Origin of the sequence: Bdellovibrio sp. HCB2-146 (assembly GCF_047345725.1) — a bacterium.
Lineage (GTDB): Bacteria > Bdellovibrionota > Bdellovibrionia > Bdellovibrionales > Bdellovibrionaceae > Bdellovibrio.
On sequence record NZ_JBLEQP010000001.1, the window covers coordinates 2,147,910 to 2,160,839 of the forward strand.

Below are 12,930 nucleotides of genomic sequence, written 5' to 3' on the forward strand. Positions count from 1 at the left end.
TTCGGAAGGGCGAAGTTTTATACTTTTCCCTATGGCTCATAATGATGATTCTACCGACCAATTAGAAAAGACCAGTATTGTCGCCAGCGACACATTCCGCGGAAAATTGAAGGAGGCCGATGACGTGCCTCCCGCGATCGTGGTTCTGATCGGACCTCCGGGCTACGTTGGAAAACAATATCCTGTAACGGCAAGTGACATCGTCATTGGTCGTTCTGTAGAAAGCCAAGTTTACATCGACGATAAAAGTTTAAGTCGCTCGCATGCTAAATTCGCAGTGAATGGCACTGAAGTTTCGATTATCGATTTAGGTTCTACGAATAAAACCATCGTCAATGGCCAAGTCATTCCGCCACTTGCTTCGTGCATTTTGAAAAACAATGATCAAATCAAAACCGGTAACGTGATTTTCAAATTCCTTGAAAGAGGAAGTTTAGAAGCCATGACCAACCAAGCGATGTACGAGCGTGCTCAAAAGGACGCGTTGACAGGGGCTTACTCAAAAGGTGCCTTGCTTGAAAAAGGCCCTGAGGCGATGAAGCGTTCTGAAGTTTTGAATGAAGACTTCTCGATCGTGACTTTCGATATCGACCATTTCAAAAAGATCAATGACAACTACGGCCATCCAGGTGGCGACTACGTATTGAAAGAACTTTGCGGAATCGTGATTTCAAAATTGATCCGCGCAAACGACTTCTTTGCTCGTTATGGCGGTGAAGAGTTTGTTCTTTTGTTGTCAGGAACGAATGCGAAAATCGCGGGTGAAATCGGTGAACGTATTCGTCACACGATTGAAACAAGTGAATTCAAATTCGATGGTAAGAAAATTCCTGTGACGATTTCAGTGGGAGTTGCAACAAAGTTCCCACATGAAACAGAATGGACACAGATTTACGACCGCGCCGATAAAGCGTTGTATCAGTCAAAACAGGGCGGAAGAAACCGTACGACTCTCGGCTAGCCGGTCGGTAAAAAAGGCCCATCTGACTGCGTTCCGCCTTGCATCTGAACCTTTTTTACCAACCTCATTGTATCGAAAAATAAAAAACCCGCCTTTTAAGGGGCGGGTTATCTCTCCAAGTAAAAATAAAATCGATTTCTAATTTTGATTCTCCAGTTTTGTTGACCTCTCATTGAATGAGTTTGTGATCAGTTTGTTTTCTTCATTTAGGAGTGCGATATGAAAAATCTTTTTTGACCTCTGTGGTTAGGGTTTCGTTTTTCGCTTCCAGTTTTCTATCTATATATAGATGTCTTTTTGGTGATTCCTTTCTAAAAGGCCTTTGTGTGCCTTCTGACTTCTAGACGCGCTCGCAGTTTCTCTCGGTTAAAAAGAAGCTCATTTTTTTGAATAAAAATGAATGCGCGTTGACCCATAAGCATTCCTTATGGGTGGTATAACAAAATTCTAAAAACATAAGTTATTTCATATATTTAAGGCATATTGACACTGCTGATTTCGGCATCAAGATTGCACCTATGTATAAGTGTGTAGGCGGCCGGGTTTGGGGGCGAATTTACCGGGGGCTGAGGGGGGTCACAAAGACTCCACTAAGAAAAAAATTCAGAACGTTAACCGAACTTAGACAGAAGCGAGTCAAAGATATGCAGGGAGATCTTTTAGTTTCAGATCTAGAACTGGTTGAGAAAGTGAAGGCGGGTGACCGTCGCTCCTTCTCCGAACTCGTGAAACGACACCAAAGAGGTGTGCTGCGATTGAGTTTGCGTTTTGTAAAGGACATGGACACAGCGGAGGATGTGACGCAAGAGGCTTTCATTAAAGCCTACGAGAAGCTGAACACCTTCGAAGGGAGAGCGTCCTTCAAAAGTTGGTTGTTCCAAATCGCTGTCAATACAGCCAGGAACAAACTTCGCGAGTTCAAGAAGGACACCGTGGACGTTGAGGATGTTCAGCTTGCTGTTGCAGCTGAAGCTGAAACAACTCTGGTTCACGGTGCTGTTGCGAATCTTTTGCACCAGGAAGTAGACAAACTTCCGCACAAGCAAAAGACAGCTTTGATCTTACGTGTATACGAAGATCTAAGCTTCAACGAAATCGCAGATATTATGGAGTGTCCATACGACACTGCGAAGGCGAACTACCGTCATGCATTGATGAAGCTTCGCCAAACGTTCGAGCAACAGGCTGAATTGAAGAACTGGACTGAAGAAGTGGGCGGATTTTTCATGGAAGTGAATCACGTCTATGCGGAGGCAGAAGGTTGATATGATGGATGATCGCTTCGATAGAACAGAAAAAATTCGCAAAGGCTTAAAGAAGGCCGATGATTTTGAAATGCAATTCGATGATAACTTCTTCGATAAATTGCACGACAAAATCATGGCCGAAGTCGACAAGACGGAAGTAGCTCCGCCACCCATGCTGATGACGCCTCGGAATTTGTTGCGCGCACATTGGCGTGGATGGCTTTATCCTCTCGGCGGAGTGGCATCACTCTTCGTCTTTACGTCAATGCTCCTAGGTCAAGTGTCAAAAGTGAACCAGTCCATGCAACGTGTGGGCCTAATCAGCGATGGCCATGAACGCATCGTTGCGGAAGCACTTTTGGATCCAACGGATTTGTCCCAGACTTTAATCAGCACACAAAGTGAATCTGACTTTTTTGTGGACGTAGCCACGGAATCAATCGAAACTTTATCTGTATCTAAGTTCAATCAGATTATGGGTGAAGGCCGACGCTAATCACCCATTTTGGGTGGGTCATCGAACGTGCGTGGTTTTCACACTTTTCTAGCTTTAGTTATCTGTCTCTCTGGTTTTCAGGCGTTTGCCGACGAAAAGAAAAACCAATTAGAAGAGCTCTTTATCTGGAAAACCAGTGACGAGCTCAAGCTCTCTTCCCAAGAAGAAAAGAAGTTCACCGACATCATCAAATCTTTGAACAAAAGAAAATCCGATCTGAATCAATCCCTGCATGATTCAGTTGATAAGATGGCTGCGGCGAAAACTTCGAAAGAACGCGAAGAAGAAATGGGCCGTTACCGTAAGAATCTCACTGCTTACAATAAAATCTCTGAAGAAGAGGTCGATAAATTAAAAACAGTACTAGGCACAGATCGCCTGGCTCAGTACTTAAAAATCAAACAAGATCTCACGGGGCGTATCAAGAGCATGCTCGCTAACCCCGAGCAAAAGTCTCTTCCTGTGAAGAAACCTTTGCCGAATCCTAAAGTTATCGTTGAGTAAAGGGCTAACGGAGCCTCTTTTAATCTACTGCGCTGCCTTTTTAGCTTTCAAAGAAATGTTGCCTTCGTAAGACGTAACAGTGAGTTGGTCTCCGCGCGAACTGTGGAACTCGAAAGAAGAAGAGCCACCGAAAGTATCTGTTAGTTCCATTTCAGCAGTAACAGTTTTATTGCCGTACTGAACTTGTTCAGAAGGAAGAAGGCGGAATGTGCAACTCGCTGTGGTCGCCGTGCGACCGCAATCGATTTTGATGCTTTCGTCAGTGCTTAAGATATGCAATTCGTTTGAAGCACCCAGTTGATCCATCCAGGCATGAATGCGATTCGGAGAATGTTCGTTTACCAGCACAACGGTTTTTTTTGTTGAAAAGAAAACTGCAACTGAGTCAGCGGCAGCGAAAGTTTGAGTTGAAGCGAAAAGAATTAGTCCCGCAAGAATGTGTTTCATAATACTTCCTTATTGAGCTGTACAGGTAAGGCCGGGTTGGTTTCCAGCATCTCTAAAATTAAAATAAGCTTTGGCATCAAGATCATTCACGAAAAGTTGCCCGCGATACTGACCAGAGAAATTTCCACCACTCACAATCGGAGAAAGACGCAAATAGACCGCGCCGCCATCAAGGCCCGCCGCATCGCCTCGCATGTCAATGTCAGTTGTGTATTGAAGAGGGCTCATGCGCATATCTGTTCGACCATAAATTCCGCGTGAAGAGAAAACTTCTAATTGTGCGCCAAAGTTATAAGTTCCAATCCAAGGATTAAGCGGATCAATCGCACGAACAAACGTCACTTCAACTTTAGTTTTATTTTGAGCAAAGCATTCAAGCTTTTGAATTTTTACTGCGTATGCTGGAACAATAAAAGCGACTACCAACAATGCTAAAATGGCGCGAATCATAAACCTCTCCGACGACCTTAAAAGGCTTATTCGGGGTCATGAGGGAAGGCAAAGAAAATCCGAATCCGTCCGGATAATGAAAGTTGAAAGTGCTCTGTTAGATTTTGTTGCGATGCGGACGGGCAGAGATGTCTTGAAGTTTATAAATGATGCGGTGTAGACCTAAAAAAGAAACAGGAACCTTTTAGAGGGCTTTGAGGGCTTCGTCGGGGTTTTTGCTGTCTTCGAGGGCTTTGCAGGCTTCTAGGAATTTACGGAAGTCGCCGCCGACTTTTTGGAAGAGCTTTTCGAAATCGCTGAGATCTTGCATATAGGTTTTGTAAATGAGTAAGCGGGCGTTGTTGAGTTTGGCCTCTTTGAAGCGTTTGTAGTTGTCGGTTTTCATTTGTGGCAACACGTCTGTTTCAAAACGTGTTTGAATCATGCGGAATTGTTCTTGGCGTTTATTTTCGGCACGCTCCGCCTCAGGAATTGTTTTGTACCAAGCACCCAAAGTTTTTAATTCACCGGAAATAAAATCAGAAAAACGTTTTTCGTCGGCGTTGTCGTTACGAACCCATTGCAGGGTCGGAGAATTCGGGCCTTCTTTTTTCAAATAAAATAACTCGGCACCTTTGGCGCCCAGGAAACTTGCCAAACGCTCGTTAAAGTCTCCGGCGTGTTTGATGTACAAAGTGGCGTGCACAGTTTCGTGGATAATCGTATTAACAAGGTCATAGTCTTGATAACGAAGCATGGAGCTGAGCAACGGATCATCAAACCAACCCAGCGTACTGAATGCAGAAACGCCGCGCAGGTAGGTATCTAGATTTTGTTCGATCAACTCTTGTTCTTGTTTTTTGGCGTCGGCTTCATTGAAGTACCCTTTGTAGGGCATACGTCCTAAAAACGGGTAGGACCATTCATAGTGTTTCAGTTCCCATTTTGGAGCTGCGCTGACCACGTAAGTTACGTACGGGCGATCCAGCTGCACGTAGCTGCTGTAGTTTTTTGAAGTCACCAAGTGCAATTCCGTTTCGGCGAATTGACGAACTTCTTGCGCTAAAAGCAGTTTACGTTTTTCTTCTTCGGTTAATTTCGGATCTTTCAATGCCTTGTCCATCGGGACGCGGGCATTTAAAAGTTTCATTTGATTGTAAGCGGATTGAAAGATGTAACCCATTTGGCAGCCCGACAATGGCAACCAAGCCGTCAAAGCAAAGCTAAGTGTGAATTTTTTTAGAGAACCCAAGTGATACCAGCGCGGAGAGATGTGTCGTCTGTTTGCGCTCCATCACCGACGGGAGTTTTCCAGACATCATAACTCAATTTAATACCGAAGCTTTCGGTGACTGGAATTTTGATACCGACACCGTAACTCGGTACGGTCGCATTTTCTGGATCGATGGTGTAAGTGTTTTGACCTTCGATTTTGACTTCTTGTTTACGAATGATTTGTGCGCCACCGGCTTTGATATATGGTTGGAACAAGGCTTTTTTATCTGCAAAAACCAAAATCAAATCCGCACCCATGATCTGTGATTTTTGAGTCGTCGTACGCTGGGGATCGCCGGAGTAGGCTTTTTCTTTTCTCACGCCATAAGCATCTGTGTAACTGAGCTCGACGGCAAGACGCTCTAAGAAATACAAAGAGATTGAACCGGAAATGGATTCTGAATCAAACGTATTGTTTTCATCGAATGTCGTCATTTTGCGGCCGTAGTTCAAACCCAATTCGGTATAAAAGGCATGGGCAGATGAAGTTGAAAGAACTAAGACTAACAGAGAAAACGCGGACAGAATCTTTTTCATATAGGAAAATTCTAGCAAAGCCCTCTGTAGGGTGACACGAAACCGCAAGGATTCTAGTTCAAGGTCGAAGTCTAGAAACGTCTAGTTACGATTAACAAGAGTTGGGGGCGCCAAGCGGACTTCGAAACTAAAGCGCAAATGTATGTATCCGTCGTCCTCGATCATTTCTTGAGGAGGATTGGGAAAAACACGAGCTTGTTGGAAAGCCAAAATAGCAGCGTTATCGAACACTGGGAGGCCCGATGCTTTCATTAAAATCGCTTTTTGCAAAACTCCATCCGAGTCCAACAAAAATTCAACTTCGGTGATAAAGCGTCGGTTCACGTAGTCCATAAATTTAGATGGATCGAGTGAGCGATAGGCCTGGTCGGTAGTTTTATCGTAGCGATAGCTGACAAGATCGTACAGACGGCTATAGAAAGAATAATACAAGTGGCGATCTGCGTTTAGCGCCGTGAACATTCCGGTGCGCACATCGTTGGCAACTCTTCCAGAGAAAGTCGACACGCCTTCATTGAACTTACTCGTGTCTTGAAGTTCTTCGCCAGGATTAAATGCTTTGTAGCCATCTTCGCTCTTCGCAGTTTGCTGTTGTCCGTTCTTGCCGACTTTTTTCTGTACGTCAGACGGGCGCGCAGTTTGGTTCGAACGATTTTCGTTTTTACCAAATTGCGGAGCGACCATTTCTTGTTTCACGCGTTGTCTTTCTTTGGACAGAAGTTTCGCGAGCGTTTCATCGTCTGGAGCTTTGAGATGATCAGGTGCCATCGGGTTCACCGTGTAGTCTTGCTTGTTTTTTAGCTTTTTGACGGGTGCCGTTGGTTGAACCAGTGCAATTTCAATGGGTGCTTCTTTAGGTGGGGCTGCCAGAATAGGCGCAAGCAGAACCACTGCTGTCAGTAGCAAGATATGGAAGCCAAAGCTAAATAAAATGGCGCGAATAACCGGCATCGTCTCATTCTAAGACTAAACTGGACTTAAGGGCAAGATGGCTAAAGTTGAAACAATATCTGCCGATAAGATGAGGACATTACCCGGGGGGGAAAATGGGGAAAGTCCTCGATATTACGCCACGCTTAAAACCAACTCATAACTCTAAAACTCCAGCCAAAGCCGAAGCGCAAGTACTCGATATTACAGAAGCTCGCCAGGAAATCCTAAGCCGCGACCGCCGTGTCGTGAAACGTACAATTCTGACTGAATTCGTTGGGGCTTTTGTGGTGCTTCCTGAAAAAGGACTTCTCAAAGTAGCTCTCTATGACATTTCTGAAAAAGGTCTCTCGTTTGACCTGGATTTGTTAGATGGCGGCTTCCAAAACGGTGAAGAGGTGGCGATGCGTGTTTACCTCAATCACACGACTTATTTTCCATTCACAATCAAAGTCACGCACGCGCGTGTAGTTGAAGATGAAAACTTGATTCGTCATGGTGCTAACTTCGAAAAAGGCACAATGAACGATGTTGCACTCCATCATTTTGTGAAATTCATCGAAAACGTAAGTGCCAGCTTGAAAACAGATAATGGCGACGTTCTCGTCTCTCATATTTCCTAGATAAAGCCCTTTTCCCGTAGACTTTGGTCCTGCGATTTGGTCGAATTTAAGAGAGGCCCGCATGAAGCGAGCCTTTCTTGGACCAACTACGGAGGGCCGTCCTTTGAGTAAAGCTAAACGCAGAAAGATTGTTCTCGATACGAATGTGATTCTTTTCGACGCTCAAGCAATCTTGAGATTCGGAGAAGCAGATCTGCACATTCCCATTTCTGTCATTGAAGAAGTGGATCGATTCAAACGTGACCAGGGTGAGAACGGTCGAAATGCTCGTCAATTCAGTCGCTTTGTCGACGTCTTGCGTGCGAAAGGATCCCTAGCCAGCGGAGTGCAAATCGATAACTCCGAAACAATGGTTTATATCAACACAGATTTGATGTTGGCTGGTATGCCGACAGAATTGGATCACCAAAAAGCGGACAACCGTATTTTAAATACGGCGCTGGCTTTGCAAAAACAACATCCACGCTACAAAGTCGAATTGATCACGAAAGACATCAATCTTCGTATCAAAGCAGACGTGTATGGAATTTTCGCTCGTGACTATGAAACTTCAGACATCAATCAAGATGATTTGTACGAAGGCTATCATGAGATCCAAGTTTCTCCAGAGCAGATCGATACGTTCTATCGTGAAAAAAGATTTGTTCCAGATGCAAAACTTTACGCGAATCAATACGTGATCATGAAAGACGCATCAAACCCGAATCACTCTGCGATCGGTCGCTTCAGTGCGGCTGAAAAAGCGATTGTGCCATTGGTGCAAGCTGCGGACGCAATTTGGGGAGTTCATGCTCGCAACGTTGAGCAAGCATTTGCCATGGACTGCTTGATGAATGATGAAATTTTGTTCGTATCGCTTGTTGGTAAAGCAGGTACAGGTAAGACATTGCTGGCAATTGCTGCAGGTCTTCATAAGACACTCGACATGGGACAATTCCAAAGATTGCTAGTGTCACGTCCTATCTTCCCAATGGGTAAGGATATTGGTTATTTGCCAGGTGATATCGAGCAAAAATTAAATCCTTGGATGCAGCCTATTTTCGATAACGTTGAATTCTTGATGGGTTCCGACAAGAAAGCGGCGGGTCGTGCACAAGAGTTAATCAATCAGGGTATGTTGAATATTGAACCGCTGACTTACATTCGCGGTCGCAGCATTCCGAAGCAATACCTGATTGTCGACGAAGCTCAAAACTTGACTCCGCACGAGATCAAGACAATTGTTACCCGTGCCGGTCGCGGAACGAAAGTCGTTTTGACTGGTGACGTTTATCAGATCGACAACCCATACGTAGACTCAGCGAATAGCGGTCTGACTTATGCAGTTGAAAGATTTAAAGGTCATCCAATCGCAGCTCACGTGACACTGACAAAAGGTGAACGTTCAGAGCTTGCTGAGTTGGCAGCAAATATTTTGTAGGATTTTTTTTCGGGAGAGAGATCATGTTAGAAAAAGAAGTTGAAGTAGGCTTTACAGCTTCATTTAAGACGCAAATCACGGATCAAATGGTTCGCAAATTTGCGGATGTATCTGGAGACCACAATCCTATTCACCTTGACGACGAATATGCTAAGAACACACGGTTTAAACGCCGTATCGCTCACGGTATGATCGTTGGAGCATTGATCTCTCGTGCCTTAGTTGATGGCATCGGCCGTGGTGGTATCTATATGGGACAGAACTTGAAGTTCGTAAATCCTGTGTACATCGATGACGTGGTGACTGTGACGATCAAAATCACAAACATCCGTCGCGAAAAAGGTATTGCTATGGTGGAAACAAACGCGACGAAAGAAAACGGAGACATCGTCGTGAAAGGGGAGGCTATGATTATGATGGCGGCCCCTGGCGAATACGTATGAGTTCTTCCGTCTTTCATCTTGTCTATGTAAGCCACGCTGTCGAGGATATCAGCTACACGGATATTCGCGATATTCTCGAAGTCTCGCGAAAAAACAACGCCCAAGAAAACATCACTGGGCTGTTGATATTTCGCGAGGGCTTCTTCCTTCAGCTTCTTGAAGGCACCGAAAATGCAGTTAAAAAAGTTCTAGGCAATATCATGATGGACGATCGTAATCATTCATTGCGTGTGCTTATTGAAGCCAATGGAGAACGACTCTTTGGTGATTGGAGCATGGCCTATCTTGATGGCGATATCTCGTCAAATGAAACAGAGGAGTTGGTTGAGTTCTTTGACGTCTGTGTGCAAGCAGGTGCAAACAATAGAGCGCTCATTATGCCGATCCTACGTAAATTCCGCGCTTCCGCTCCTGCGCTCACCTAAAACTCTCCGAAAATTCATCTTACAGTTTTACCAAACATTTCAAGGTATTAGAAACTAGTGACGAACTTTTAGACGGAGATTTCCCGTCGAATGTCGAACCTCTAGTCGAAAAAATCTCGAAGTGAGATTGCATTGAAATGCTCCCAGAACCAGTTGAAGCTTGTATTCAGATAGGAGATGGAATTTATGAGAACTTCCACGCAACTGGTAATCTTGATAGCCGGAATGTTTCTGACAGGATGTCTTGAGGTAGGCCCAGGTAGTGAGGTAACAAAAGACCTCAACAACAACAATGACTTTTCAGTTATTACTGAACCTGGAAACGGAAACGGTACTGGCGGATCAACTGGTGGCGGGGACCCAACAGCTCCTGTTCCTGGGCAAGATGTTGGTGAATTCGTTATCAATGGTGGCGCTGCAATGGCAGCTTCTCCAATGTTAAGACTTGAATTCGATGCTCCTTTCCATGCTAATGAGTTGAAAATCTCTGAAAACGGAACTTGTGAAGGTGGTACTTACGCGACTTACGTTGCAGGTCGTGACTATCTTTCTTTAAAAACAAATCAATCAGTAACATTGTCAGTTCGTTATCGCGATTTCGACGGTGTGATTTCTGACTGTTATTCACGCAGCATCTATATCGATGAAGCGGGTCCGGATATCGTTTTCAATAAATATCCATCTACAACTGTTGAAGAAGGTTCTGACGTTCAGGTCATCTTCAGTGTAACTGATGCAGGTGCTGGTGTGGCTTCGGTATCTTGCTCTTTCGGTGGCGTATCTAAAGCTTGCGCTGCTGGTTCAAACACTTTGAATATCCCAAAAATGGCTGCCGGCACTTATAAAATTGATGTGTCAGCAACAGATAAATTGGGTCATTCATCAAGCAAATCAGTTTCATTCACAGTTTCATCTTTGTATAAACAAATGGCTCAAAACGTGAAAGTAACTGAGAACAAAAAAGTCGACATCTTGTTTGTGATCGACAACTCCGGTTCAATGGCTTACGAACAAAAAAGCATGGCTTCTCGTGTGCAAAACTTCTTGAGTGTTATCAACGGTCTTGATTGGCAAATCGCGGTCACAACAACGGATCCACGCGATATCACTTTAGGTGATGGTCGCTTGGTTCAACTTTCTGGTAAAAAAGGTCAATATATCCTGACTTCTGCAATGGATCCTGCTGATGCGAAAGCAACTTTGGGTGCGACTTTGCAACGTCCAGAAACGGGTTCAGGTCTTGAACAAGGTATCTACGTAACTTACCGTGCAATCGAACGCTCTTTGACAGCTCAAGGTGGTAACGTGAACTTTGTACGCCCTGATGCTCAACTTGCAGTTGTTATCATCTCGGACGAAGACGAATCAGCTAACACAGCTAAAAATGACCCAGCTAACCTCGTTAAGTTCGTTCAATCAACTTACGGTGGCAGCAAAGCATTTAGCTTCCACTCCATCATCGCTCGCCCTGGTGATACAGCTTGCTTAAGCGGTGAAGGTTACGCTGCAGGTCACCGTTACGATGCTCTTTCTAAATTGACTGGTGGTGTGATCGGTGACGTGTGTGCATCTGATTACGCAGCACAAGTTCAAGGTGTCGCGGAAGGTGTTCGTAAAACTTTGAAAACTGTGACATTGGCTTGCGAACCTGTGATCGATTCAATGAGATCATTGTTGGTTCTTAAAGATGGTCAAGAATATAAAGGCGCTCGTACTGTAACAGGTATGAACGTAGCGTTCGACGATATGTTGCCTCAAGGAAACTACGAGGTGTACTACTCTTGCTTGAGATAATAGCGAGTAGATTCTAATCGAAAGGAGTCCAAAAGCCGCTTGAAGAAGCGGCTTTTGTTATTTCTAGAACTTACTTGTTTAAAACGTTCAGGAAGCCGCCCCATTGAGAGTTTTTATTGAACTCAAGAGCGTTGTAGCGGTTGGCATCGGCTCTGTAATTGTAGCCCGTAGCAATCCACACAGACACGCCATAGGTATTTTGATCTTGGTTCTGCTCATTCGCTATCACAAAATCTTGTTGTGCCTGTCGAAGAGCTGAGAAGCTTGGATTGTTAAGTCCCTTTTTCTCAAGTTGTGACACATAGTCCACGATGTCGTAGAAGTTTGCGTACCCGAATTGTTTGGTTGCAGAAACGGCCTGACGAGCTTTCGTCAAATCTGCTGAATTTAAACTCTGCAAGTAAGTTGAAACTCTACGAATCGCAGATTCGTAGGCTGAGATCTTACTTAAATCGAAAGCCGACATCGTCACTTCGGACGCACGATAAACGCCACCTGGGGAATAAGCCGTCAGATATTCCTTCGCATGAAGTTGCGTGACTTCTTTTGCGCTTAACTGATCTACTTTCGGAGCCCATTGTCTTAGGAAGTGAGCATAAGGCCATCCTTCGCCTGGTTCGTTGTCTTGTGAACCTAAGAAGTAGCTAACTGAATCTTGCATTTGCGATGCAACCTCAACCATACCCATTAAGCAAGCGTCCGAAGCGTAGATATCAACTTTGTGCCCGATGATTTTTGCAGATTCCGCCATCGCAGTTGCGAGCTGTTCCGTCGTGATGTGGTTGTTCGTGCGATCATCATAAGAAATATCAGTCGGGCGGATTTCTGTCCCGTTCGCCCTCACGATATTCCAACCAGAACCGTGGTTCCATACTGTGATAAAGTATTTTTTGGCCGGATAGTTCTGTTGAGCCCATTCAACGAAACGAATGAGTTCACGATAGTCACCCATATCCACGTTCCCCAAGTTTTGAACAATCGGAGACGTCACATTTGTTTTATCATTGTCTTTTTGAACAAGCAGGCGAGTGGTGTTGGGGTTAGCGAGTGAGCCCCATTGAACTAGGATGTTCATTTTGTCAGAAGAGCCGACTTCTTCCATTTGGTTGATATTCATTTTGCCGAAACGGTCGAGATTGTTCACGCCGTTGATAAAGACCAGGAAGTTCCATTCTTTTACCTCGGCCGCCTGAGAAATCGAAGCAAAAGGGAACGCCAATAACACGAGCACAAAGTGCAACAAGTGGTTCTTCATTTTTCCTCCATGAAAAATGTGTCGGAAATCAGAATATCTTTTAAGTATGTGATCGAGGCGTCTGGTTCGAAGTCTTGCAGACGTTTGCTGGGTCCAGAAGAAGTCGATGCGGCAAGTTTTGCCCAGACTCTCTGAATTATATTT

Annotated in this window: 15 protein-coding genes; 9 read left to right on the forward strand and 6 right to left on the reverse strand. The window is 44.6% G+C overall.

Translation table 11 applies throughout. From position 1 onward, the window contains the following. Positions 1-31 precede the first annotated feature (31 nt). From ACLWOR_RS10485 to ACLWOR_RS10500, 4 genes are all read left to right on the forward strand, one after another. Positions 32-961, forward strand: a complete 930-nt coding sequence (locus ACLWOR_RS10485; RefSeq protein WP_413940656.1) for a diguanylate cyclase — start codon at positions 32-34, stop codon at positions 959-961. A gap of 644 nt (positions 962-1,605) precedes the next feature. Then, entirely contained in the window at positions 1,606-2,226 is a 621-nt protein-coding gene (locus ACLWOR_RS10490) for an RNA polymerase sigma factor (RefSeq protein WP_413940657.1), read from the forward strand. 1 nt (position 2,227) lies between these two features. Further along, a complete protein-coding gene (locus ACLWOR_RS10495; RefSeq protein WP_413940658.1) occupies positions 2,228-2,704 on the forward strand; it encodes a hypothetical protein in 477 nt (158 codons plus the stop codon). 9 nt (positions 2,705-2,713) lie between these two features. Then, positions 2,714-3,208, forward strand: coding sequence for a hypothetical protein (locus ACLWOR_RS10500; RefSeq protein ID WP_413940659.1), 495 nt, complete (start codon positions 2,714-2,716; stop codon positions 3,206-3,208). Positions 3,209-3,232: 24 nt separating this feature from the next. On the opposite strand, the gene ACLWOR_RS10505 is transcribed toward ACLWOR_RS10500, so the two are convergent. The 5 genes from ACLWOR_RS10505 to ACLWOR_RS10525 all read right to left on the reverse strand — a co-directional run bounded on the left by ACLWOR_RS10505 (position 3,233) and on the right by ACLWOR_RS10525 (position 6,847). Next, positions 3,233-3,655 (reverse strand): hypothetical protein, encoded by a 423-nt coding sequence (locus ACLWOR_RS10505; protein WP_413940660.1) that lies wholly within the window; start codon positions 3,653-3,655, stop codon positions 3,233-3,235. Positions 3,656-3,664: 9 nt separating this feature from the next. Then, complete coding sequence (locus ACLWOR_RS10510; protein ID WP_413940661.1) at positions 3,665-4,105, reverse strand: hypothetical protein; 441 nt, start codon at positions 4,103-4,105, stop codon at positions 3,665-3,667. A 184-nt stretch (positions 4,106-4,289) separates the two neighbouring features. Continuing rightward, entirely contained in the window at positions 4,290-5,336 is a 1,047-nt protein-coding gene (locus ACLWOR_RS10515) for an aminopeptidase (protein ID WP_413940662.1), read from the reverse strand. Continuing rightward, positions 5,324-5,896 carry an outer membrane beta-barrel protein gene (locus ACLWOR_RS10520; RefSeq protein ID WP_413940663.1) on the reverse strand — a complete coding sequence of 191 codons (573 nt, stop codon included), beginning with the start codon at positions 5,894-5,896 and terminating at the stop codon, positions 5,324-5,326. The genes ACLWOR_RS10515 and ACLWOR_RS10520 overlap by 13 nt, the downstream gene beginning before the upstream one ends. Positions 5,897-5,977: 81 nt before the next feature. Further along, on the reverse strand, positions 5,978-6,847 hold the full coding sequence (locus tag ACLWOR_RS10525) for an energy transducer TonB (RefSeq protein WP_413940664.1): 870 nt from the start codon (positions 6,845-6,847) through the stop codon (positions 5,978-5,980). Positions 6,848-6,942: 95 nt separating this feature from the next. Between ACLWOR_RS10525 and ACLWOR_RS10530 the strand changes: the two genes are divergently transcribed. The 5 genes from ACLWOR_RS10530 (at position 6,943) to ACLWOR_RS10550 (ending at position 11,531) form a co-directional block, all read left to right on the forward strand. Next, positions 6,943-7,449 carry a PilZ domain-containing protein gene (locus ACLWOR_RS10530; RefSeq protein ID WP_413940665.1) on the forward strand — a complete coding sequence of 169 codons (507 nt, stop codon included), beginning with the start codon at positions 6,943-6,945 and terminating at the stop codon, positions 7,447-7,449. 61 nt (positions 7,450-7,510) lie between these two features. Next, a complete protein-coding gene (locus ACLWOR_RS10535) occupies positions 7,511-8,869 on the forward strand; it encodes a PhoH family protein (RefSeq protein WP_413940666.1) in 1,359 nt (452 codons plus the stop codon). A gap of 23 nt (positions 8,870-8,892) precedes the next feature. Then, positions 8,893-9,312 (forward strand): MaoC family dehydratase, encoded by a 420-nt coding sequence (locus ACLWOR_RS10540; RefSeq protein WP_413940667.1) that lies wholly within the window; start codon positions 8,893-8,895, stop codon positions 9,310-9,312. Next, a complete protein-coding gene (locus ACLWOR_RS10545) occupies positions 9,309-9,737 on the forward strand; it encodes a BLUF domain-containing protein (protein WP_413940668.1) in 429 nt (142 codons plus the stop codon). Before ACLWOR_RS10540 ends, ACLWOR_RS10545 begins: the two co-directional genes overlap by 4 nt. 186 nt (positions 9,738-9,923) lie before the next feature. Further along, complete coding sequence (locus ACLWOR_RS10550; protein ID WP_413940669.1) at positions 9,924-11,531, forward strand: hypothetical protein; 1,608 nt, start codon at positions 9,924-9,926, stop codon at positions 11,529-11,531. Positions 11,532-11,601: 70 nt separating this feature from the next. On the opposite strand, the gene ACLWOR_RS10555 is transcribed toward ACLWOR_RS10550, so the two are convergent. Continuing rightward, positions 11,602-12,786 (reverse strand): clostripain-related cysteine peptidase, encoded by a 1,185-nt coding sequence (locus ACLWOR_RS10555; RefSeq protein ID WP_413940670.1) that lies wholly within the window; start codon positions 12,784-12,786, stop codon positions 11,602-11,604. Positions 12,787-12,930 lie beyond the last annotated feature (144 nt).

Bases quoted from the DNA above. Each gene is read 5' to 3' on its own strand.
- ACLWOR_RS10545 (WP_413940668.1), top strand. From the start codon at position 9,309: ATGAGTTCTTCCGTCTTTCATCTTGTCTATGTAAGCCACGCTGTCGAG.
- ACLWOR_RS10485 (WP_413940656.1), top strand. From the start codon at position 32: ATGGCTCATAATGATGATTCTACCGACCAATTAGAAAAGACCAGTATT.
- ACLWOR_RS10520 (WP_413940663.1), bottom strand. From the start codon at position 5,896: ATGAAAAAGATTCTGTCCGCGTTTTCTCTGTTAGTCTTAGTTCTTTCA.
- ACLWOR_RS10525 (WP_413940664.1), bottom strand. From the start codon at position 6,847: ATGCCGGTTATTCGCGCCATTTTATTTAGCTTTGGCTTCCATATCTTG.
- ACLWOR_RS10495 (WP_413940658.1), top strand. From the start codon at position 2,228: ATGATGGATGATCGCTTCGATAGAACAGAAAAAATTCGCAAAGGCTTA.
- ACLWOR_RS10540 (WP_413940667.1), top strand. From the start codon at position 8,893: ATGTTAGAAAAAGAAGTTGAAGTAGGCTTTACAGCTTCATTTAAGACG.
- ACLWOR_RS10510 (WP_413940661.1), bottom strand. From the start codon at position 4,105: ATGATTCGCGCCATTTTAGCATTGTTGGTAGTCGCTTTTATTGTTCCA.
- ACLWOR_RS10490 (WP_413940657.1), top strand. From the start codon at position 1,606: ATGCAGGGAGATCTTTTAGTTTCAGATCTAGAACTGGTTGAGAAAGTG.
- ACLWOR_RS10505 (WP_413940660.1), bottom strand. From the start codon at position 3,655: ATGAAACACATTCTTGCGGGACTAATTCTTTTCGCTTCAACTCAAACT.
- ACLWOR_RS10530 (WP_413940665.1), top strand. From the start codon at position 6,943: ATGGGGAAAGTCCTCGATATTACGCCACGCTTAAAACCAACTCATAAC.
- ACLWOR_RS10550 (WP_413940669.1), top strand. From the start codon at position 9,924: ATGAGAACTTCCACGCAACTGGTAATCTTGATAGCCGGAATGTTTCTG.
- ACLWOR_RS10555 (WP_413940670.1), bottom strand. From the start codon at position 12,786: ATGAAGAACCACTTGTTGCACTTTGTGCTCGTGTTATTGGCGTTCCCT.
- ACLWOR_RS10535 (WP_413940666.1), top strand. From the start codon at position 7,511: ATGAAGCGAGCCTTTCTTGGACCAACTACGGAGGGCCGTCCTTTGAGT.